General features: G+C 50.7%; 16 protein-coding genes. 9 read left to right on the top strand and 7 right to left on the bottom strand.

Annotated elements, in window-relative coordinates; all coding sequences use genetic code 11:
• Positions 1 to 193 precede the first annotated feature (193 nt).
• Together argA and CEQ48_RS07405 are read left to right on the top strand one after the other, a co-directional pair.
• Positions 194 to 1,531, top strand: a complete 1,338-nt coding sequence (gene argA, locus CEQ48_RS07415; RefSeq protein ID WP_198301229.1) for an amino-acid N-acetyltransferase — start codon at positions 194 to 196, stop codon at positions 1,529 to 1,531.
• 226 nt (positions 1,532 to 1,757) lie between these two features.
• On the top strand, positions 1,758 to 1,943 hold the full coding sequence (locus CEQ48_RS07405; RefSeq protein WP_089070794.1) for a hypothetical protein: 186 nt from the start codon (positions 1,758 to 1,760) through the stop codon (positions 1,941 to 1,943).
• Positions 1,944 to 1,972: 29 nt separating this feature from the next.
• Here the strand turns inward: CEQ48_RS07405 and recD are convergent, their stop codons facing one another.
• From recD to CEQ48_RS07385, 4 genes are all read right to left on the bottom strand, one after another.
• Complete coding sequence (gene recD / locus CEQ48_RS07400) at positions 1,973 to 4,093, bottom strand: exodeoxyribonuclease V subunit alpha (RefSeq protein ID WP_089070793.1); 2,121 nt, start codon at positions 4,091 to 4,093, stop codon at positions 1,973 to 1,975.
• Positions 4,090 to 7,716: an exodeoxyribonuclease V subunit beta gene (gene recB, locus CEQ48_RS07395; protein ID WP_089070792.1), complete on the bottom strand. Its 3,627-nt coding sequence runs from the start codon at positions 7,714 to 7,716 to the stop codon at positions 4,090 to 4,092. Before recB ends, recD begins: the two co-directional genes overlap by 4 nt.
• A gap of 274 nt (positions 7,717 to 7,990) precedes the next feature.
• A complete protein-coding gene (recC, locus tag CEQ48_RS07390) occupies positions 7,991 to 11,440 on the bottom strand; it encodes an exodeoxyribonuclease V subunit gamma (protein ID WP_089070791.1) in 3,450 nt (1,149 codons plus the stop codon).
• A gap of 93 nt (positions 11,441 to 11,533) precedes the next feature.
• Positions 11,534 to 12,502 (bottom strand): TDT family transporter, encoded by a 969-nt coding sequence (locus CEQ48_RS07385; protein ID WP_000617198.1) that lies wholly within the window; start codon positions 12,500 to 12,502, stop codon positions 11,534 to 11,536.
• A gap of 110 nt (positions 12,503 to 12,612) precedes the next feature.
• Between CEQ48_RS07385 and CEQ48_RS07380 the strand changes: the two genes are divergently transcribed.
• From CEQ48_RS07380 to dapD, 3 genes are all read left to right on the top strand, one after another.
• Positions 12,613 to 13,527 carry a LysR substrate-binding domain-containing protein gene (locus CEQ48_RS07380; protein WP_089070790.1) on the top strand — a complete coding sequence of 305 codons (915 nt, stop codon included), beginning with the start codon at positions 12,613 to 12,615 and terminating at the stop codon, positions 13,525 to 13,527.
• A gap of 115 nt (positions 13,528 to 13,642) precedes the next feature.
• On the top strand, positions 13,643 to 13,951 hold the full coding sequence (locus CEQ48_RS07375; protein ID WP_000268537.1) for a YebG family protein: 309 nt from the start codon (positions 13,643 to 13,645) through the stop codon (positions 13,949 to 13,951).
• 431 nt (positions 13,952 to 14,382) lie between these two features.
• Positions 14,383 to 15,414 (top strand): 2,3,4,5-tetrahydropyridine-2,6-dicarboxylate N-succinyltransferase, encoded by a 1,032-nt coding sequence (gene dapD, locus CEQ48_RS07365; RefSeq protein ID WP_089070789.1) that lies wholly within the window; start codon positions 14,383 to 14,385, stop codon positions 15,412 to 15,414.
• Positions 15,415 to 15,498: 84 nt separating this feature from the next.
• Here the strand turns inward: dapD and CEQ48_RS07360 are convergent, their stop codons facing one another.
• Both CEQ48_RS07360 and CEQ48_RS07355 read right to left on the bottom strand, forming a co-directional pair.
• Positions 15,499 to 16,683 (bottom strand): NnrS family protein, encoded by a 1,185-nt coding sequence (locus CEQ48_RS07360; protein ID WP_198301290.1) that lies wholly within the window; start codon positions 16,681 to 16,683, stop codon positions 15,499 to 15,501.
• 162 nt (positions 16,684 to 16,845) lie between these two features.
• Positions 16,846 to 17,937, bottom strand: coding sequence for a GNAT family N-acetyltransferase/peptidase C39 family protein (locus CEQ48_RS07355; protein ID WP_089070787.1), 1,092 nt, complete (start codon positions 17,935 to 17,937; stop codon positions 16,846 to 16,848).
• 204 nt (positions 17,938 to 18,141) lie between these two features.
• On the opposite strand from CEQ48_RS07355, the gene CEQ48_RS07350 reads away from it, so the two are divergent.
• From CEQ48_RS07350 to CEQ48_RS07340, 3 genes are all read left to right on the top strand, one after another.
• The gene (locus CEQ48_RS07350) at positions 18,142 to 19,593 is read left to right on the top strand and encodes a RimK family ATP-grasp domain-containing protein (RefSeq protein WP_001285017.1); all 1,452 of its coding nucleotides are present in this window, start codon (positions 18,142 to 18,144) and stop codon (positions 19,591 to 19,593) included.
• 227 nt (positions 19,594 to 19,820) lie between these two features.
• Positions 19,821 to 20,762, top strand: coding sequence for a zinc transporter ZntB (locus tag CEQ48_RS07345; protein WP_185841223.1), 942 nt, complete (start codon positions 19,821 to 19,823; stop codon positions 20,760 to 20,762).
• Positions 20,763 to 20,781: 19 nt separating this feature from the next.
• The gene (locus CEQ48_RS07340; protein ID WP_198301228.1) at positions 20,782 to 21,333 is read left to right on the top strand and encodes a gamma-glutamylcyclotransferase family protein; all 552 of its coding nucleotides are present in this window, start codon (positions 20,782 to 20,784) and stop codon (positions 21,331 to 21,333) included.
• Here the strand turns inward: CEQ48_RS07340 and CEQ48_RS07335 are convergent.
• On the bottom strand, positions 21,330 to 21,674 hold the full coding sequence (locus CEQ48_RS07335; protein ID WP_089070784.1) for a tRNA-binding protein: 345 nt from the start codon (positions 21,672 to 21,674) through the stop codon (positions 21,330 to 21,332). The two genes, CEQ48_RS07340 and CEQ48_RS07335, sit on opposite strands and share 4 nt — an antisense overlap.
• A gap of 158 nt (positions 21,675 to 21,832) precedes the next feature.
• Here CEQ48_RS07335 and CEQ48_RS07330 point away from each other — a divergent pair, with 158 nt between their 5' ends.
• The gene (locus tag CEQ48_RS07330) at positions 21,833 to 22,840 is read left to right on the top strand and encodes a substrate-binding domain-containing protein (RefSeq protein ID WP_019829868.1); all 1,008 of its coding nucleotides are present in this window, start codon (positions 21,833 to 21,835) and stop codon (positions 22,838 to 22,840) included.
• The last annotated feature ends 10 nt before the right edge of the window (positions 22,841 to 22,850 follow it).

Raw genomic sequence — 22,850 nt, 5'->3', positions numbered from 1 at the left:
CTCATACGGATTGATGCAGCGTTCAACCTTACTGTTCATACTTTTGTCATCCTTCTGTTTTGCATCCCATTTATTTTGACCCATAGGATCTGCAATAAACCAAAGATTCTTCCGGTCATATAAAAAACCGCTTGCTCAAAAAAGAATAAAAAGTCATTATTTGCGCATATTTAAACACCAAGGATGTTCAGCCGTGAAAATTCGCAGTACCGCTCTCGTCAAAGGATTTCGCCAGTCAGCGCCCTATGTTAATGCCCACCGTGGAAAAACCATGGTTGTCATGCTCGGTGGGGAAGCCATTGCTGATAAAAATTTTCCCAACATCATTAGCGACATCGCGTTGCTGCACAGCCTTGGCGTTAAAGTAGTACTCGTGCACGGTGCACGTCCGCAAATCAATCAAATCCTTGAGAAAAATCATCGAGATACGCCATATCACAAAGGTGTACGGATCACTGATGAATCCTCACTGGGCTTAGTGATGCAAGCGGCAGGGCAACTGCAGCACGCAATCACCGCACGTCTTTCGATGAGCCTCAACAATACCCCGATGGCGGGAACTCAGCTCAACGTTGTGAGCGGCAATTTCATCATCTCTCAACCACTAGGTATAGATGAAGGTGTCGATTACTGCCACAGTGGACGTATTCGCCGGATTGATGTGGAAGGCGTCAACCGCATGCTGGATTTAGGCTCGATTGTGTTGCTTGGCCCGATTGCTAGCTCCGTCACGGGCGAGTGTTTCAATCTGCTTTCCGAAGAAGTAGCGACCCAAGTGGCGATAAAACTTAAAGCCGACAAGCTGATCGGTTTTTGCCCGCAGCAAGGGATCATCGATGCCAAAGGCAACGCGATTGCCGAACTCTTCCCGAGCGATGTTGAACGCCTCGTTAAAAGCATGGAGCAAGAGTGTGCGCCAGATGATGAAGAGTGCTTTAGCACCATGCGTTTTTTGCGTGCCGCTTTAAAAGCATGCCGCGCCGGTGTGCCGCGCAGTCACTTAGTCAGCTACAAAGAAGATGGTGCATTAATCCAAGAGCTATTTTCATTTGATGGTATCGGTACTCAAATTGTGATGGCAAGTGCCGAGCAGATCCGCCAAGCCACGATTGATGATATCGGTGGTATTTTTGATTTGATTCGCCCACTAGAAGAACAAGGCATTCTGGTGCGCCGCTCTCGTGAGCAACTGGAACAAGAGATCCACAAATTCACTATCATCGACAAAGATGGCTTAGTGATTGGCTGCTCTGCACTCTACCCTTATCCAGAAGAACGCATGGCAGAAATGGCTTGTGTCGCGATTCATCCTGAATATCGTGATGGACATCGCGGATTGCATTTATTGGTTCACACCAAGCATCATGCAAAACAGATGGGGATTCGCCACTTGTTTGTGCTAACCACTCACAGTACGCACTGGTTCCGTGAACAAGGTTTTAATGAGGTCGATGTGGAAGCGCTACCGATGGCGAAAAAGAGCTTATATAACTACCAACGCCGTTCGAAAATTTTGATGCTGCCGCTGTAAATTCAACAGCTTAAAACGCATATGAAAACATATGAAAATTAAATGCACTTTGTTGCATCTTTTTTGTTCGTTTTTCGCTTTTATTTTGTGATATAGATCGGTAAAATGCACGAGTTTGATTAAATGTTGTTCAATAATTTTGTCAGGATTTGACGCTTGAGACCTTTCTCAATTCACGCATGGATTGCTTTTACGACTACATTCAGTATCTAAGAGCAAATCGTATATGAAAACCGTTATTTGTAACTCTCTACAAAGCTTCTGGGATATGGCTGACGCTGAGTTCCTCTCCGGGCTTGATGTGCACTGCGTATTTCCCGTCAGTGATAATCTAAAAACGTACCTACTTCAATCGTGTGAACGTTACCGGATCCGCAGCATTACCTTTACCAAAGCGTTCGCGAATGCCTAATGCCGTACCGCCATGGATTGGCGGAGCATTTACTGCTCCAACCTTGCCACTAAGCCACTCGCCCGTTGGGTTTTCACTTTAATTGCCCGCTGCAATACCTGATTATCGCAATACAATTTGAGCTGTTTTTTTGCTCGAGTAATGCCGGTATACACAAGCTCACGCGTCAAAATCGGGCTGTAGTCCGGCGGTAAAATCAGCAAGGTCAAATCAAATTCACTGCCTTGTGATTTGTGAATCGTCATCGCATACGCGGTTTCATGTTGCGGGACTCGGCTCGGTAACACGGCTTTGATGCTGCCATCTGGCAACTCAAAATAGACTTTCAGTCTGCCCTGCTCATCTTCACGATCGCGCATACACAAACCAATATCACCATTGTATAACCCCAAGCCATGATCGTTACGCGTGACCATGATCGGCCGCCCGTGATACCAGATCTCTTCTTGAGTTTTAATCAGCTTGTGAGCATTCAACGCCCGTTCGATACGAGTGTTCAGCCCCATCACTCCAAAATCGCCTTCACGCAGCGCACAAAGCAATCGGCAGCGACTGAACGCATCAAGTGCTGATTTGGCAAGTGTGAGCATGGTTTGCTTTGTCGACTCAAATTGCTCAGTTGGCTGATTGAGCAAGCTCAGATAAGGACGATAAGCCTGCACCAAGGTTTGCAGCAGTTGCTGATAATGCTCACCACTGAGCGCAAAGTGTTCAATATCGCTGAACGATTGCTGCCACACAGTTTCAACGCGCGCCGGAGATCCACTGTTGATCGCTTTCGCCAATTGACCAATGCCAGATCGCGCATCAAAACGGTAACTTTTTTGCAGCATACATAAGCAATCCGCCACCGGATTCACCGCTTTACTGGCAGTTTGGCGCAAAGAGGCAAACCCCGTCAGTTCAGCCAACTGCGTGCCCTGCTCATTGCCGTAACCTTGGTTCAGGAAGGTACAAATATCACCGAGCACCGCCCCCGCTTCCACCGAAGCCAATTGATCTTTATCGCCAAGCAAAATCAACCGAGCGTGCTTGGGCAGCGCTTCGACCAGTTTCACCATCAAAGGTAAGTCAACCATGGACGCTTCATCGACCACCAACAGATCAAGATGGAGTGGATTACGTGCGTGATGACGAAACTCAGCACTGCCCGGAATCGCGCCAAGCAAACGGTGAATAGTGCTGGAAGTGCTTGGGATCGCCGCAGCGATCTCAGGCTCTATCGCCAGCTGACTCACCGCTTTACCCATCGACTCGGTTAAACGCGCCGCGGCTTTGCCGGTTGGGGCGATCAATTTGATTTCTGGCACTTTACCTTGCGCCATACTCTGGCTAATCAGTGCCGCCAAAAGCTTGGTCACTGTGGTGGTTTTGCCAGTTCCCGGCCCACCGGAAATCACCGCAAAACGGCGGGTGAGCGCGACGGCTGCCGCCACTTTTTGCCAGTTTAAGCAGTGAGTAAGCGGAATAAGCTGCTCTAAAGCTTGCAAATCCGCGCCGCGCTGTGCTTTTTCGACTACAGCTTCAATCGCAGGCCAATCCAGCGCGTCCGACTCTACCACATCCAATCGATCATTCAGCAGTTGAATCCGCTCGACCGAACTCAGCGGCTTTTGCTGTAGTGCTTGCCACAAACCTAAATAGTCGCGGGCAAATAAGGTATTCAGGCGTTCACGCAAGTTAGCCAGTTCAGCAGGGCTTAAACGTTGGGGTGCGGCCAACTCAGTCAATCGCGCCGCCAGTTGCTTTTCATAATGCCAGTAGCGATGCAGATAGAGCCTTGCGCCATCAAACATTAACGGCACCGCTTCACCTTGCTGCCCCACCAACGGCGAGGCTTGCAGTAAGGCTTGCCAGTCTACCGCTAACCAGCGTTCACTGTGCTGCAAACTCGCTTCACCATAAAGACCAATCAGCGCCGCTAGATCGCAGAGATTGCCGTGTGCATCCCACAGTGGCAGACAGATGTGTCCACGCCCAAGTTCTGCACTGAGCGCCGCGCTCAGTACACTCAAAAGCTCACTTTCTGCAGCGTTGTGCCCTGCCAATGCGGCTTGTTTACCAATAAAGCGGGCAAACTGCACATCCAAAGGACGCAGCGCGCCCTGTGCCAGCAGACGTTTCGCTACTTCGCTATCCCAAAACATCATAAATCAAGCTCCATCTGCCCAGCTTTACTCGCTCTTTGTGCCAATTCATGCCCTGCGATCAACCCATCCAACTCATCTAACAAGGCCAAACTTGGCTTGGTATGGAACACACCTTGATCGGTGCGCCCATCCATCCCGCGTAAGAAGAGATAAAACACGCCGCCGAAATGCTGCTCGTAGTCGTAATGAGCTAAACGGCTACGCAAAAAGCGATGCAGAGCTAACGCGTAAATTTGGTATTGCAGATCGTAGCGGTGATCGGCCATCGCACTGCCCAAACGCTGTGGATGATACGCCGCTGGATCGTCACCTAAATGGTTGGATTTCCAGTCCAGCACGTAATAGCGCCCTTGATATTGAAACACCAGATCGATAAAGCCTTTGAGCATGCCTTGCACCGCATGAAAACCGAGATCGCCCGCGTGTGCCGAAAGCGGATCATGGCGCTGGGTGATGCGATTTAAGGTTGGCGCATCCAACACTTCGATTGGCAGTAAAAACTCCAACTCGGTCAGACGCTGGGCGGCCATAATTTGTTGTAAGCGCAGCGCTTTACCATCCAGTGGCGTACTCAATACGGTGTCAACCAAGTGTTGCAACACCGGCAGCCACTCGCTTTCAATCTGCTCACTTTCCATCAAATCAAGGATGATTTTAGTATTGGGTTCACTGTGTGCCGATTGCTGGAAATCCACCTCTTCAAACAGCGAATGCAAGAAAGTGCCGGGGCGAGCACCACGCGGGAAATTGAAAATCGAGCGCTCGACAGATTCCAGCGCCGCTCCATCGCGCTCTTGCGCACTATCAAGATCAAAACCGCCCACTTCAAGCAAGGGCAACTCTTGCAAAGGATCATTGCGAGCATGACTCGATTGCATCACCAAGCCTGAGTAACTGGTCACTCGCCAACGGCGATCAATCGTTTGGCTTAACTCACGGGCAGTCAGCTCTCGCTCGTCCAATTGGGGTGGCTGATACGCTTGCTCAAAACGCTTCGGTGGCGGGCATTGTGCGACATCTGGCAAATTTTCACACTGTTTGAGCAGCGCTTGCTGCAGATCCGCGATACCACCTTCTTGACCATCTTGCAGCAGAAACCCCATCGCACTGCGATGCGCCGAGGTCGGCTCTTGGCTCGAATTGCCGTTGCGCAGCGGCGCAATCCCAATAAAACAGCCATACACTGCGCGAGTGAGCGCCACATACAGCAAGCGTAAATCTTCTGCCAAACGTTCTTGATCGGCTTTGGCTAACGCGTCTTCATTGCCGGTTAAATCGACCCAAGTAGTGGCCGATTCAGTATCGTAATATTTGCCTTCACTGCTCTCGCGATAGCTCATCACAAACGGTAAAAATACCAGCGGGTACTCAAGCCCTTTTGATTTGTGGATGGTGACAATCTGCACCAGACGCCGCTCGGATTCGAGACGCTGGATCTGCTCATCACTGCCACCGAGCCCTTGCGCAGCATCCGCCATCGCCTGAGTCAGAAAACGCAGTAAACCCTGATCGCTATCGATCTCACGCGTGGCCTGCTGCAAGAGTTCGCTGATGTGCAGATAGTCGGTGAGCCAGCGCTCACCTTCACTTTCCGCCAGCCAACGCTCGGCAATGTGGCGCTGAGTTAATACTGCACGCAGCATCGGCAATACGCCGCGCTCGCTCCACAAGCGGCGATATTGACGAAATTCGGCAATCAACTGTTCCCATTCGTTTTCATCGTTATTCAGCGCATCCAGCTCGCTGGCGGTTAACGCAAACAGATTCGAGGCAACCGCCGCACGGAGCAAGCGCTCATCTTCTGGCTGCCACACGGCGAGCAGCAAGCGTTCAATATCTTGCGCCACATCGCTGGCAAACACGCTGTCACGGTTGGAAAGGTAAACACTGGCGATACCTTGCTGACTGAGCGCATCGCGCACCATGCGCGCTTCATTACCGGTGCGCACCAGCACCGCCAGATCGCCCGCTTCAATCGCCTCGCCGCGATGAAAGATTGCCGCGCCAGAGGCCGAAGCAGTCAAAATGTGCTGAATTTGCGCTGCACACGCCTCGGCCATTTGCGCGTAGTAATCGGTTTTGCTTTGTGGTTTATCGAGATCTTCCGGCCACCAATAGGTCAAGGCTGGTTGTACTTGCCCCTCCAGTGACCAATGGCGTTTATCAGCACCAGGGCTTGCCGCCACGGGCTGAAAGGGAATGTCATCACTGTAAATAAACGGATGAGTCGCAGAGCTGAACACTTGGTTAACTGCCGCCACCATAGCCGCGCTGGAGCGCCAGTTCGTACCCAAGGTGTAGTGAGCGCTCACCTGATTGCGCGCTTTGATGTAAGTGAAAATATCGGCGCCACGGAAAGCGTAAATCGCCTGTTTCGGGTCGCCGATCATCAACAAGCCACACTGCGGATGATCGAGATACAGCCGACTGAAAATGCTGTACTGCAGCGGATCGGTATCTTGGAATTCGTCGATCATCGCCACCGGATACAGCGAGCGGATCCGCTCGCCCAATAGCCCTTGCTCATCATTATCGAGCGCAGCGCTGAGTTGAGTCAGTAAGTCATCAAACGAGAGCCAATGATGGGTGGATTTGGCTTTCGCCAACCAGTGACGACAGTGATGAATCGCATGCACCAAAAGCGGTGTTTTGAGTGACACAGGCTCAGCAAGAAACGCTTCTATTCGTTCAAACAGCGCTAATTGTGGCGGATTGCCTTTCTTTGATTTGGCGAGCAACCCGCTTTGGGTGAACTCTTCAAACTCTGACGGCACGTGCAGATCGTGCGTTTCACTTTGCGCCCAAGTATCCAGAATCGGCAAACGACGTAGCAGCGCATTTTGGCTATTTTTGTGCAGGTCAGAGCCAGTTACGGCGGGCTCAATCTCCTCTCGCTCCGCTAACCAGTGCTGCTTAATCTCGGAAATGCGCGCTATCTGCGCTTGTTGCAGCGCGGCCAAATCTCCTTCCATTAAAGGCGTAGTCAGTTTGACTGGCGGCCCAGAAAGATAACCGGCAATCTCAGCCAACAGCGCAGAGGGCGCCGGCCATAAGCGGCGTACTTCGTTCGCGAGAGAAATGGGCAAGGGGTAGAACTGTCTGCGCCAATAATCGGCCACCACTTGGGCTTTGAGACGACTTTCATCAGTGACGAATTCATTTTCAAAGCGACTGCCCGATTCAAACGCATTTTGCGTCAGCATGCGTTGGCAAAAACCGTGGATGGTGAAAATGGCCGCTTCATCCATCTGTCGCTCGGCATTGAGTAGCAAAGAGACGGCTAAGCTGTGATCGGTAAATTCAGCTAGCAGGGAGCGAAGCAGTGGATCGTCACTTGCACCGCGGGCAAAAGCGAGGCGCGCATCGTGTAAGCGGCGACGAATACGGTCACGCAGCTCGGCGGTGGCCGCTTCGGTAAAAGTCACCACCAGAATTTGATCAACGCTTAGCGGATGCGCGTGGCGAGTTTCCACGCAGCCATGCCCAAGCACCAGACGCAGATAGAGTCCGGCAATGGTGTAGGTTTTTCCGGTACCTGCCGAGGCTTCAATCAGTCGCGCTCCATGCAAAGGAAAACGCAACGTATCGAGCGTAACAGCCAGCTTATTTGAATCGGCACTCATCAGCCTTAATCCTTCTATCTACAGAGATGTGATACAAGACGAATATTTCTCTGCATTAAACTAAAAACCGTGATTGAGTATGGGCTTATGGGATCCACTTCACGGCACAAGCCAAGGTGGCGCTTTACACTGCGCGCACGTTAACAAATTCATTTGTTACACAAGAATTTAGGTCCCTCTGACCTGTGGCCGTACAGCGAACGCCCTACACCAATAATGATTTTCTGGCGGCCACCTACTTCCCACGCTTCTCTCATTTCCAATCCATTCATGGTTAGGCCTGTTCGGCATCTTGCACTTGTAAACGCGGTGTTTGTAGCACTTTGATGGCCAATTGGCGCAGCGTTTTTGCCAGTTCATCACTCCACTGCGGCCAAATGCGCGCAATATAGCGATTACCGCCTTCACTCTTGATGTAAAAGCTATCGTTGAAGGTGTCCGCCATTTTTTTGTAGGACTTCTCTTCATCCTCCTGCCATTTACCACGGGAAAATCCCGCCTCAACGCAAGCCAACGCCGTTTTCGGGAAATAAGCCAAAGGTTGGTTCATGCCTTGGCAAAACAGCGCCACCAGTTCACTCAGTAGCGCCTTGGCTTGCTGCGCGTCATTAAGTGGCGGCAGCATTTGGTGCTGCACTCCTTCTTTGCGATCATAACCAATCAAATGAGTTGTGACGGCTTTGCCGCTCGCCGCCAAGCAGAGATGATCAATCCATGCGGCTAATAAATCTTCCGAGCGAATCGCGCCACTGCGCGCACGCACCAAGCCAGATTGATAACGCTTCACGAGCCAACCACGTAGTAAAACTTCTCGGCCATCGTCAAAGGGCTGCAAGCGTAGATCAATCTCTTCATCTTCCAGTGGTTGGTGACACAAAAAGCCAATTTTTTCCGCCAGCGCTAAAGCTTGTTGCGCACTTTGCGCCAATTCAAGATCGCCAAACGCCGCCACCGGCAACTTGCCTTGCGCTCGTTGCTGCTTAGCAAACTGCGCCACCACTTGGTCGCGCTCAGCGCCATCGCGGCAAGCCAGTAGATTTTCCACCAACTCATCACGCAGCTGATAAGCGCTCAATCCATCCAAAGCAAACGGCTCATCGTCTTCAAGCACGGCAAGCGGCGGCTCAAAGCTCACTTTCAAGCGGCGTTTGAAGAAATACTCCACTGGCAGACGCCAAAAACGTTGCAGCTCCACCAGATCCAGCTCCATCGGCCAACTCACTTCAAGCAGATAATCACTCAGTGGGGTGAGAAAATCAGCGCTACTCTGCCCTTGGCGGCGCGCGGCAGGTAGCCATTCACGGGCAAAACTGCCAGCGATAAACGTCTGCGGGCTGAACGGTACCATAGGATACTGGGTGGTTAAGTGCTTAACCAAGCGACGTCCGGAGTCATCACTTTCTAAATGTTCATCACCTGCCAAGCAGTAGTTCTGCTCGCAATATTCCAAAAGCTCGCTGACCAGCACTGAAGGCACGCGCTCGCTGTTATCTTGAATCGAGCGGCCGACATAGCTGATATACAGCTGCTCTTTGGCTGACAACAAGGCTTCGAGGAACAGGTAGCGCGATTCTTCACGCCGCGAACGGTCGCCGACTCGGCGCTGCACATTGCGCAGGTCAAACCCTTCCACCATTTCATTGGGTGGATAAACCCCATCATTCATGCCGAGCAGACACACTCGGCGAAACGGGATCGAACGCATCGGCATCAGGGTACAGAAGTTCACTTGTCCCGCTAAAAAGCGTTGGCTAATCCGAGTTCCGGAGAGTTTATTGGTTAGCACTTGGCGAATGATGGCCGGCGAAATCGCTTGTTGGTAGCCCGCGTCGGCCAACTGCTGTTTTAGGTTCACCAAGCTATCGCGGATGGTTTTCAGCGCCAGCTCACCTTGTAAATCGACACTAAAACAGCGCTCCAACAGTTCGTTGAGCCAATAACGCCACTGTTCCATGCTTTGGGTTTGTGCAAGCTGGCTACGCAGCTCGCTGAGCGTTTCTACAAAGTGTGCGAGCTTACCCGCCAACTCAGCGCTCATACCTTGCACTTGGTTATAGGGTGCAAGCCACTGGCCGCCACCAAGCTCATACAACCCCGCTTCAGCCGGCATAGCGTAACCCAGTAACATACGTTCAATGCCAAACTGCCACGTATTTTGTTCACTGGCGGGCAGTTCAAACTCCGTACCCGTGTCGCTATTCAGCCCCCAACGAATGCCGGCTTCTTCGACCCAACGTTTGGCAGTGGCAAACTCTTCTTCATCAATCGCAAACCTTGCCATAATCGCCGGGGTTTCAAGTAGCTCAAGCAGTTCTGACGCCAGACAACGCGATTGCGGCAGCGCGAGCAGTTGCAAGAAGGCGGTTAAGATCGGGCTTTCTTGATCGACGCTGCGATCGGAAATTGAAAACGGAATAAAACGCTCGCCGGGCGCGTTGCCAAACACCGCCTGAATGTAAGGGGCGTAGGCGTTAATGTCCGGCACCATCACAATCACATCGCGCGGTTTTAGGCTGGGATCGCGCTCAAACTCAGCCAGCAGTCGGTCGTGCAGCACTTCCACTTCACGAATTGGGCTGTGACATAGGGCAATCTGCAGGGAATCATCCTGCGCGGTAATGCTGGGTTTATGGCTGCTGCTGGCAAACTTGGCATCGTCTTGATGCTCTTGCAGATGCAAAATATCCGCTTGGATGTGATGCAGCAGCGAGTCGCGTTGAATCTCAATAAACAGTTCTAATTCGGACTGATCGTTTTGTGCCAGAAGATAGAGATTATCGCGCCCCATTTTGCCCATCGAAGCCAGTAAGCTATTGCCTACCGCGTGACTCAGGTGCAGCGACTCTTGCAGATAGCTTTCCACATCGCCTTTGAGCGGCGAGACTTCACTGCCGACGGTGACTTGCTCACCGTTAATGTGCAGCAGTTTGCGTTTTTGCGCTGCCACGCGTGCCAGATATTTTCGGTCACGAATGTCGCCCCAATAGTGCTGACAAGGGTTGGTCAGCATCAGGTGCACGTCGATATGCTCACCCATCGCGCGCAGCGCATCAATATAACGGGGCGGCAGCGCAGAAATACCGAAGATGAACAAGCGCTTAGGCCATACGCTGCGATCAAAATTGCCACTCGCCAACTGCTCAATAAAACGCTGATAGAGGTTGGCACGGTGATAAATCGAATGCCCTTGCTCACGAGTGTAAGCGTAGAGTTCACGCCACAAAATCGGCTGCCACGGGTGTTGGTCAGCGATTTCCGCCACTTCGTTACCCGCTTCCCAACTTAAAATCCAATCGGGGCGATACACCAAGTAACCATCGAAAATATCGGCAATTTTTTCCGCTAATTGGAAGCGTTTTGAGTCATCTTCATCGTCTTGTAAATAGCGTTGCAGCGGTTGAAATTCGTCACGGTCAAGCAGCTTTGGCAGTAGCTCCATCAAACGCCAGCTCATGGCTTCTTTATTGAATGCACTGCGCTGCGGCACATCGGGCAACACTTGAGTAAACATCTGCCAGATAAACGTTGCCGGTAGAGGAAACTCAAGGTTCGCCGCAACCCCTAATTCACTGGCAAGCGCCATTTTAAGCCACTGCGACATACCGGGGCTTTGCACCAAAATGCTCTCAGGAATAAAGGGATCATCCAACGGTTCATTCTTGATTAAATGAACCAACAGGATCTTCAGCGTTTCAACTTGGTTGGAGTGGTAGACCGTAAACACAATGCACTCATGCTGCTCGACTCATCATGAGCTGAGAGTAGCATAAGTGCATGTCAGGAAGGATAAAAAAGCGCGGGGCAGGATCTCAATTGGTTAACGAGAACCCACTAACACTTTGTGTGGTTGATAAAAGGCCAGATAACGAATCGCAACATAGCTCACCACCACCGTGGCTACGATGAGCTCAAGGCTGGCTAACCAATGCACTTGTGCCACGTAATGCTCTGCCACGCCGATATTTTCCATCCAGTGCGCCATTTTAAACAGCGCGGTCGCCCCAATCACCATCGGGAAGGTGAATGCCGCGTAGCCCGGACTAAAGGGCAGACGCAGTAAGCGCGTGAACGCCAAGTAGATGATGGCGGTCATCAGCACCGCAATGCCAAACAGCAGCGCCACAATCACAGGTGAAGGCTCGGACACCACGGTCAAATAACCGGCCAGAGAGAGGCTGGCTGGCGCGGCCATAATCGCCAATGTTGGCTTCGCCGCATCTGGAATTTCATGTGTAAAAATAAAACGATAGATCATCATAGGCAGCATCACGGCGTAAGCCAGCATGCCAAACACTAAACACGCGTAGGCAATTGGCGCTAACGCAGGATGGCCCGAGAAAGAAACGTCAGCGACGATAATGCCGACAGGTGGCACAAACCAGCTTGGCACCATGTGGTGCAGCTCAAACGCTTGTGCGCGGTGATACAAAAAACTCACCAAAAACAGAATGTGTAAGCCCACGGCAAACAGCCACAAAGCATCGCCAGCCACAGGGTAAAAGTGACCCAGCGACGCCGACACCACCATGGTTGCCATGGCAAAGGTTGGCACCACACTGCCCACTACCGGATGCGCCAAATCTTGGCGTAACAAGTGGCCGTGCCATAGAAATTTAAAGGCCAGCACAATCAATAGCACACTGGCGATTGCTGCACCCACCCACTGCGCGACACCGTGTGCCGCAATCATGTTTTCCCAACTCCATCCCAAGCTCGCAATCCCTAGCGCGAGGCCGGCCATTGGGGTCGGCGCTCCCATCACTTTCGCTTTTGCTGCTCGAATCATACTGTCTCTCTATTGATGGTTATCGGTTAATAAACGCATCTTACGCTTGCACTTTGTTTTCAACTATCTAATTATTTCTAACACATGTTCAATAAAACTAAACGATCACCATGGCTAGCCATATTTCGCTCAAACAATTGCGGGTTTTCACCACCATCATTCAACACAAAAGTTTGACTGTCGCCGCAGAAGTGCTGTGCCTCTCGAAAGCGGCGGTCAGTGTCGCGCTGTCAGAGTTAGAAAAACAGCTCGGCCATGCGCTGTTTGATCGAGTGAATAACCGCTTGGTGCTTAACCAAGAAGGGCAAAAACTGCTGCCGCTGGCTGATGAACTGCTGCAACGCGCCAAAGATATCGACCGCCTGTTTGCAGAGCAGCAGGTGCTTACTGGCAAACTGCGCATCGGTTCGAGTGACACCATAGGTAATCAAGTTGCACCTTATCTGATCAGTGCCTTTCGGCAGTTGCATCCGCATCCGTCACAAAGCCTGTTTATTTCCAACTCAGCGCAAGTGTGCCAAAAGCTGGTCGATTACGAGCTCGATATCGGCCTGATTGAAGGCAAAACGCTGCATCCCGAGCTCATCTCTACTCAGTTTAGCCAAGATGAGATGTGTATCATCTGTGCGCCCGATCATCCTCTCGCGCAGCAAGAGCGCTTGGTCATGAGCGATTTTGAACACAGTGATTGGGTGCTGCGTGAGGCGGGTTCTGGCTCACGCGAGTTTTTCTTACGTGTGATTGCGCCGCGCATCGAGCACTGGATTGAAGCCTTTGAGCTCAATACCACCGAAGCGCTGATCAATAGTGTCTCTTCCGGTTTAGGGCTAGGCTGCTTGTCTCGATTAGCCGCGAAAACGCCTCAACAAGATGGGCGAGTGGTGATTCTCAATGTCCCTCTCGATATGAAGCGTCGCTTCTGGATGCTGGTTCATAAAGAGAAATACCAAAACTCACTGCTACGGCAGTTCATTGAATTTTGCCCCCAATGGGCGAGCCAAAGCGCCCTACTGCAGCTCGATTAATCAGCGAATCAAGGGATATGACTCAGCGCGCATTTTGGTGGTCGCGACTGGACTTTAGTGAGTGAAAACTGTATAAACAGCCAGTTATTTTTAGCGACAAACTAGAGGATTAACCATGGCTGTTATCGTGAAGTACGTGGTGGAGCGCAACGGAGAAGAGAAAATGACTTTTACCTCGAAAGCCGAAGCTGACGCTTATGACAAAATGCTGGATATGGCAGACGAGCTGTTCGAACTGCTGGGTAAAAGTGCTCTGATCGAAGATGAAGCCAAGCAAGAAGAGCTGGCGATGTTCTTGGCTCAAAACAAAGAAGACGTACTGTGCGCACTGGGAGCCAAGCGTAAACCTGCTCCAGCAACGGGCAAGAAGCCGAAAGCGGTTGCAGACAGTGATGACGATGAGTCTGTCGACGACGCTGCTTAATTCAAAAAACCGCTGAGTGAAACCAGCGGTTTTTTATTTTCTGAGGTTGGATCACATACGGAACGATGCGAAAAACGAACGTAGCCAGCAGCGCTGCAGCTTCAAGTAGGAAGGGGATCCCCAAACTACTTGGAGTTGTAGGTAGGCGGCAAGTGAGTTCATCCCCATGAGCATAGACAAACTATGTGATTGGGGTGAACGAACGTAGCCAACACCGCTACAGCTTCAAGTAGGACGGGGATCACTTTAAAAAGACAAAATGCATTCTTCTACAGACGTATTGCCTCTGCGGTCTTTTATCCTGCTCATCCACTCTTTATGATGAACCACCTATCGGTTGAGCTGTGGATGCTCAACTCAATGCCTTTGCTTTGTCCATGTATGACAAGCGGGCAAACAGCTCAACCCACATTTGATGATGGAGAATAAACATGGCGTACTTTGCTTTAGGTCTAGCAACCGCGACCAAAAATCGTGATGGAAAAATTATTGAAGCCTTCTTCCCAACCCCCATTCTGGCTCCTAGCGACGCTTTGGTTGCAGCATTAGCACCGATCGCCGGTTACCAAGAAGGCAATCAAGCGCTAGACATTACCGCGGCACAAAGCGCGCAATTAGCCGCAGTTTTCGCCGCTCATCAACAATCCGCAAGCGCTGCGTTTGCTGATAAAGCTGCCAATGCCAAACAGCCTCTGGTGCTGGTGATTCTGGCCAGCGATGACAAGCCACAAAGCGTGGCTGAAGGTTACCTCAAACTACAACTGATTTCTCACCGTCTGGTTAAACCACACGGTACAGTACTGGATGGCATTTTCGGTCTGCTGCACAACATCGCATGGACCAATGAAGGCCCCATTGATCTGCCTGAACTGGCAGAGCGCCAAATAGAAGCGCGTCTGGCTGGCCGAGTGCTGACGGTTGATTGCGTCGACAAATTCCCGAAAATGGTCGATTACGTGGTCCCTGCGGGTATTCGTATCGCGGACACTTCTCGCGTACGTCTTGGCGCACATGTGGGTGAAGGCACCACAGTCATGCATGAAGGCTTCATCAACTTCAACGCGGGTACCACTGGCGTGAGCATGGTTGAAGGCCGTATCTCTGCGGGTGTTGTGGTGGGCAATGGCTCAGACATCGGCGGCGGCGCATCCATCATGGGTACGCTGTCTGGCGGCGGCAAAGTGGTGGTATCGATTGGTGAAAACTCACTGCTTGGTGCAAACTCTGGTTTGGGCTTCCCGCTCGGCGATCGCTGTACTGTGGAGTCTGGCTTGTACGTGACGGCTGGCACCAAAGTTCGCACACTGGATAAAGATGGCAACCAAGTCGATATCGTTAAAGCACGCGATTTGGCTGGCGTTTCGGATCTGCTGTTCCGTCGTAACTCACTGACTGGACAAATTGAGTGTCTGGCCAACAAATCGGCCGTGGAACTCAACAGCGAACTGCACAAGAACAACTGATCTTGATAAGTAAGACGTTATGAAAGAAAAATGGCTTGGATTTCCAAGCCATTTTTTTATCTCAAATCTTTCATTTCAATACGCTTAACCGGGATGACCATCCACTCTTGGTTTCAGCAACATAGCGCCAAAGCGCAGCACAAACAGCGCAAACGCAATCACCCACAGCGCAGCGCTCAGGTTCACCCAAATCAGCAACTGCTGCGGTAGCAAACCCACACCGAAACTGCGCACAAGTGCAGCAAGCAACAAAGCGATAAATGCCCATTGCATGTTAGGGCCTTGATAAATCGCTCTTCCCGTATGCCCCATAGTGACACGCGCAATCATGCTTAAAACTAGGCCTGAGAGCGCACCAATCGCAAATAAATGCAGTAAGTTGTGGCTCAGCCAAGCGTTATTCACTAGACCACGCAGCAGCAAACTCAGCGGGATACACAGATAGGCAGCATGCAGTGACCACACCAAAGGCTCACTCACCGTACGCCAAGGTTGCCAACGTAAAAAGCGGATCAATTGCGCGACGCCAGCTACCAGCATCAAAGGCTGGCCGAGTTGTGCCATGGTCAATGGGAAGAAACTAAGTACAAACAGCGCCAGTAAGCTACCGTTAGCGATCACATCCAAAGCCAAAATCGGCTCCGCTTTCGTAAATTGAAAACGTCTTGCGGTGAAAAACGGAATCACTCGCCCGCCCATCACTGAAAGCAGCAACATAAACCACCACAGCATGGCTTGCCACACCGCACTGCTCGTGAATGGCGGCATGCCTTTAATGGTGGCGTAGCTGGCAAAGTTAGCGGCAATCGCCAACAGAAACAGGGGGATAAAAAATAGGTTGCGCCAACCTTTAGCTTTCACCACCCGTAACCCCACTTCATAGGCCACCGCCAGAAGAAATAGCGCTTCAATACTCGACGTTAACCACAGCGGCACAGGCAACCAAAACAGAATCCGCACCATTAGCCACAAAGCCACAATGAGAGCTAAACGGTGACTTTTCGTGCCAGTAATGCCCGTCCAGTTTTGCACCGCCGTGAGCAGAAATCCGGCCACAATCGCCATCGCAAAACCAAACAGCATTTCATGCACATGCCACCACAGCGCGGGGACTTGCAAGCGTTGCGGCTGTCCGGTTTGAAACATCCACACCCAAGCCACAATCGTCACCACGGCATAAACACTGCCAAGTAAGAAGAAAGGACGAAATCCCAACCGCAGTACGGCAGGAATACGCTCTTCGACACGTTTATCGATAATGTTGATCACTTTGGCTCCTTCGCCGACTTCATCACAGACCGAACCAGTGATGAGCACAAACCAAGCCAAGATAATTAATATTTAAAATCAATAGACTAGAAAAAGGAAAAGTCATAATGACACCGAAAAATCGAGTCATTATGACTTTTTGATGTGTGTTTCACTCAAACTCTATAGGCGAGGTGTAATCACCACACAAGCGATCTGCTTTTGCTTACCAAAGCCAATGATTTGCGACAGTGCCGCTTTACCCACCGGAATATAACCCGAACCGCTCACATGCTCTTCCGATTCTGCATGCGGATCGTGGAAAAAGAAGAACTTATCACTCAAACCACTGAGCACAATCCAGTGCGGCTCTTTCTTGCCATCAAAACGGTACGTGCTAATGAGCAGCAGCACACAGGCACCTTGCCGTACCCACTCTTCGAGCTGGGCTTGCGATGGCGGCGCATCAATCATACTCACATCTTGCTCAGCAAGTTGCTGGCAAAAATCTTGGTGAACTAACTCAATGATCTGCTTTTTGTTGGGGTCACGTACGCTATCAATAAAAGGCGTTGATCGAGATTGGTTCCATAGCTCAACATGATAGCCACGTCTTGCGGCGGCCAGCGCCAGACCTTGCCCACTGCAGCCACCATGCCCAGCCGCCATAAAAATCGTGGTGGCTTCACGCCACAACTGCATCTCTTGCGTGCGGCTCGGCTCAAAATTTTTATCCAAGCAGGCAAAACTCATCAACAGACAGGCTGCGCCACACGTGAATGGCGTGGTTTGCACATACAAAGGCATCGGCAGCAAGACCTTGGACTCTTGAGGCGTTAACCTTTTCTGCATTCTGCGCCCATCGCACAAATCGTCATAGTAATGGATGAGCAACTTCAAGGTTTTATAGCCCATCTTTTCATATAATTTTAGGGCGGCGGTATTGTCTTCACGCACTTCCAGCCGTAATGTAGTTGAGCCTTGATCAAGAGCAGCACGCTCGCATTGCTCGACTAAACTCTGAGCAATTCTCTGCCCTCTGAATTCAGGTTTTACAGCAATCGAATACAATCTTGATAGCTGTGTACCTTGATGAAATAGAAGCAATGCATATCCCGCCAGCTGGTCGCCGGCATCTGCCACGAATAACGCCGCATGGTCGGAATGTAAAAAACGCTTCATTTGACGAGGAGAGATTCTATCCCCGTCAAAAAGCTGTTGTTCTAACGCATTGAGCGCATTGAGATCAGCGCTATTGGCACGACGAATGTCCATTCAACATCCTTAGTAATGAGTGGATTCACGAGATTGCGACTCAAATAATAGACCCAAACTACTTGGAGTTGCAGGTAGGCGGCAAGTGAATTCATCCCCATGAGCATAGATAGACTATGTGATTGGGGTGAATGAACGTAGCCAACACCGCTGCAATTTCAAGTAGGAAGGGTATAGACCTATTGCAATAGGAAGAATATACCGATGGCTAACCTTTTAATCGTGACCGATCAGGTCAGTGACTGGCAACAATATTTCCCTTCAGAACAAGTTGTTAGTGTCGATCAGTATCTCGATACTGACTGGAAATTCAATCACCGCAGTGTACAGGTAGTCAACCTGTGTCGCGATTACGGCTACATGAGTAGCGGTTACTATGTTTCCTTGATGGCCGAAGCCCGTGGCCACCGCGTGATCCCGCGCGTGATGGCGATCAATGACATCAATCAGCCGTTTTTCCTCTCTTCCGGCCTGATCAAGATGCACAAACTGAGCAGCGGCACAGATGTGATCAGCACTAAAATTTACTTTGGCCGCACTCCACAAAAAGGCTTAGAAAAACTGGCGCGCCGCCTGTTTGAGCAGTTCATGGTGCCCGTGATTGAACTGGAAATGCACAAATACCAAGGGCAATGGCAGATCATCAAAATCGCGCCCTTCCCGTTTCAAGACTTAGAAGACCCCGAGCAGGATTTCTTCATTGAGTCGCTAGAAATGTTCTCTACCAAAGTGTGGCGTCGTCCAAAGCAAGAGAAGAAGTACCGCTACGACATCGCAATGCTGGTCGACCCAGATGAAAAAATGCCACCGTCTGATGCTTCTGCGCTCAAACGTTTCCACCGCGCCGCCAACCGCTTAGGCATGAACTTGGAAACCATTTCACCGGATGATTTGTCGCGTTTAGGGGAATTTGATGGTCTGTTTATTCGCGCCACCACCAACATCAGTAACTACACCTATCGCTTCGCGAAAACCGCCGAGAAGATGGGCTTAGTGGTGATGGATGACTCTGAATCAATCATGAAATGCACCAACAAGGTGTTTTTGACTGAGCTGTTGGAAACCAACAAGGTACCCGCACCGAAGAGCGTGATCATCCGCAGTTTTGACCCAGAGTGGAAAACCGGGCTGATGGAGCAGTTGGATTTCCCTATGGTGCTGAAAATTCCTGATGGTGCCTTTTCTCGCGGTGTGGTGAAAGTGCGCAATGAGCAAGAGCTAGAGAAAGAAGCCGGCACCCTGTTTGAGAAAAGCGCGCTGATTTTGGCGCAAGCCTTTATGCCGACCGACTTTGACTGGCGTATCGGGGTGATGAACCGCCAAGCGATTTTTGCTTGTAAGTACATGATGAGCCGTGGCCACTGGCAGATTTACCAACACCATAACAGCGGCCGCGTGACCGCAGGTGGCTTTGAAACGCTCGATCTCAAACAAGTACCGAAGCATGTGGTCGATGTGGCGGTCAAAGCTGCAAACCTGATTGGTGGCGGACTCTACGGTGTGGATCTTAAAGAGATTGATGGCCAAGTGTATGTCATTGAAGTGAACGATAACCCGAGTATCGATCACCATGTGGAAGACGCCTTCTTGGGCGATCTGCTCTACGATCGCATCATGACCGAGTTCTTACGTCGCATTCAAATGCGTGGTTTTTAAGCCGTTTATTCCCAAACCACTTGGAGTGGCAGGTAGGCGGCAAGTGAGTCCCCATGAGCATAGATAGACTATGTGATTGGGGTGAACGAACGTAGCCAACACCGCTGCAACTTCAAGTAGGAAGGGAATATCCTCCTCTAATCAAAGCCCAGAAATATTCTGGGCTTTGACTCTTTATCGCTCCATTGTTACTTTCTTGCCATCAAGGTTTTGAAACAAGGATCACCATGGAGTTTCTCATCGATCACTGGCGTTTTGGCGATTCCGCGCCACAACGGCATCCTGCTCAATTGCAACAGCTACAAGCGGGTGATTGGTATCACTGCCAACGCGACGCTAAAGGGCTGCGCGAGTGGTTACTCGACCAAAATGTTCCCTCTTCGGTGATCGACAGTTTGTTGGCCGAAGATACTCGCCCCCTGTTTGAGCAGTATGATGAACAGAACTTTCTGCTGATTTTGCGTGGGGTGAATCTTAACGATAACGCGGATCCTGCGGACATGCTCAGTGTGCGTATTCTCTATTATCACGGCGCGTTGATCTCGACGCGTAAAACACCGTCTAAAGCGATCAGCACTGTACGCTCAACGCTTGAAGCCGGCCAAGGCCCATCGAACTTAGCAGAGCTGATTGTGCGTGTGGTCGACGAACTGAATAAAAACATCGACCTCTATCTCGACCAGATTGAGGAACGCATCACCCAGTTTGATGAAGAACTCGAACTCAGTAATGAGCTGATGCAAACCCATAAATCACTGCTCAAATTGAAGCGTTTCATTAAGCCGCAGCAATACGCTTTGGATGATTATCTCAATTCGGAAGTCGCCCTAGCGCAGAGCCAACATTTACGTTTGCGCCACAGCGTCAACACGGTAACGCGGATTAACGAAACCTTGGACTTCTTCTTGAGTGAGCTGGAAATCATCAAAGGTGAGCTGCGCCAGTACCATGCAGAGAAGATGAACCAGAACACGTATTTGTTTTCCGTGATCGCGGCAATTTTCCTACCGACCAGTTTCTTAACGGGTTTGTTAGGCGTGAACGTTGGCGGCATTCCGGGGACTGAATCGCCCATCGCCTTTGGGCTGTTTTGTGCAGGACTTGGGCTAATTTTCGGCTTAGAGTTTTGGATTTTGCGCCGTCTGCGCTTTTTTGATAATCAATCGTAAATCGTTACAGGAATTCATCATGTACATCTTTGGCTATGGAAGCCTGATTAATTCTGCTTCACGCCGTTTAACCGGCCAGACTGGGCGTGCCATTCCCGCCAGCGCAACCGGATTGGTGCGCTATTTTGGCAAAATCGATGACAGTTATATTCTTTCGCCCTTAGTGGTTCATCAAGGCGACGGGAAAATTAATGGCGTGCTGTTGGAAATTGATGAGGTTACGTTAGCGGAGTTTGATCGCCGTGAGCGCGGTTATCAGCGCATCGCGTTAACCGCAGATCGTATTCACACACACGAGCATTTTGCTCCTGAAAAACCGATTTGGATTTACGTCACCGAGCAGCATCAACCGCCCTGTTCACAAAGCCCGATCGTGCAAACCTATGTCGATACCGTACTCAGTGGCTGCCTTGAGTTTTCCGAAGCGTTTGCACGGCAATTTGTCAAGCAAACCTTGGGCTGGCAACATCCGTTAGACAATGACCGCCACGCCCCAAAATATGGCAACTTGGCGGGGGTGAAACCGGAGCAGCATGGCTTGATTGATCAACTGATTGCCGCTGTACGCTAAACGATTCTCACCCCATTGGCGATAATCCGTTGTGGGGTGAGCAAGACACTCTCTTCCCCATCTTGCGTTTCCGCGCACAGCAGCATGCAGTGGGATTCTACACCAGCCACTAAGCTCGGTTTGAGATTGCACAGCACCACCACTTGTTGATTGAGTAATTGTTCTGACGAGTAATAAGGCGCTAACGCGGTGACGGCTTGCAACATCTGCTCTCCCAACGCAATCTGCACAATATAGTTGCGGGTCGAACGAGGATGAATCTTCACCTCAACAATAGTGCCAATACGTAAATCCAGCCGCGCAAAATCATCGTACCCTACCGTCAAAAACGCCGAGTCCATAACTCTTATCCTTCTTAATCATTAAAAACGTTTACACTTTACGCCAATCCCTGTTGAACAAGCGTCATGGCTCACAATTCACTCTTATGTACTCAGTTACAATTGCGCTGTTTTCACAGAGAGCGCTACTATTGCGCCTGTGATAGAGAAGGAATCTTATGGCAACCATAAAAGACGTAGCGCGTGAAGCCGGTGTATCTGTGGCAACGGTTTCACGCGTCATCAACAAATCCCCGAAAGCTAGCCAAGCCTCGATTGATGCGGTGACCAGTGCGATGCACAAACTCGGCTATCGTCCGAACGCCGCCGCTCGCGCTTTAGTCAATCAAAGCACCAATACCATAGGGGTCTTGGTCAGCGATGTTTCTGATCCCTTCTTTGGAACTTTAGTCAAAGCCGTCGACACTGTCGCCCACCGCGAAGGAAAACATTTGCTGATCGGCAACGGCTATCACCGAGCGGAAGAAGAGCGCCGCGCGCTGGAACTGCTCATCAACAGCCGTTGTGATGCCTTGGTCATCCACTCCAAAGCGCTTCCCGATGAAGAGCTGATTGAGTACGCCAACGAGGTAAAAACGCTGGTGTTGATCAATCGCCATATTCCTCAGCTCGCCGATCGCTGTATTTCACTCGACAACCAGAAAGGTGCTTATTTAGCAACCGATTTTCTCATCCGTCAAGGACATAGAAACATTGCTTGCATCAGCTCCTCTCATCAAATAGAGGATGCCGATCAGCGTATTGCGGGCTATCAACAAGCCTTGAACGAACATGGCATCACCCTAAGCAGCAGCTATATTGAAAAAGCCAGCCCAGACAGTGAAGGCGGCGAACAGGCGATGACTAACCTACTGGTGAAATCACTGCCTTTTACCGCAGTGGTCGCCTACAACGACAATATGGCCGCCGGAGCCCTGTTGGTGCTTGAGGAAAATGGGCATTCGGTTCCTGAACATGTCTCAGTGATTGGTTTTGACGATGCCCTGATTTCGCGTTATTTGCGCCCACGCCTGACGACCGTGCGTTACCCAATCCAACTGATGGCAGAAAAAGCCACTCAATTGGCTCTTGCTTTGGCAACCGATGCGCCGCGTGAAAATGATCCGATGATCTTTTCGCCCACCATAGTTCGCCGCGACAGCGTGGCACAAAAAAGAGAGCCTTAAGGCTCTCTGG

This window comes from Vibrio tarriae (assembly GCF_002216685.1).
GTDB classification, from domain to species: Bacteria; Pseudomonadota; Gammaproteobacteria; order Enterobacterales; family Vibrionaceae; genus Vibrio; species Vibrio tarriae.
This window is presented reverse-complemented; position numbering and strand designations above follow the sequence as displayed.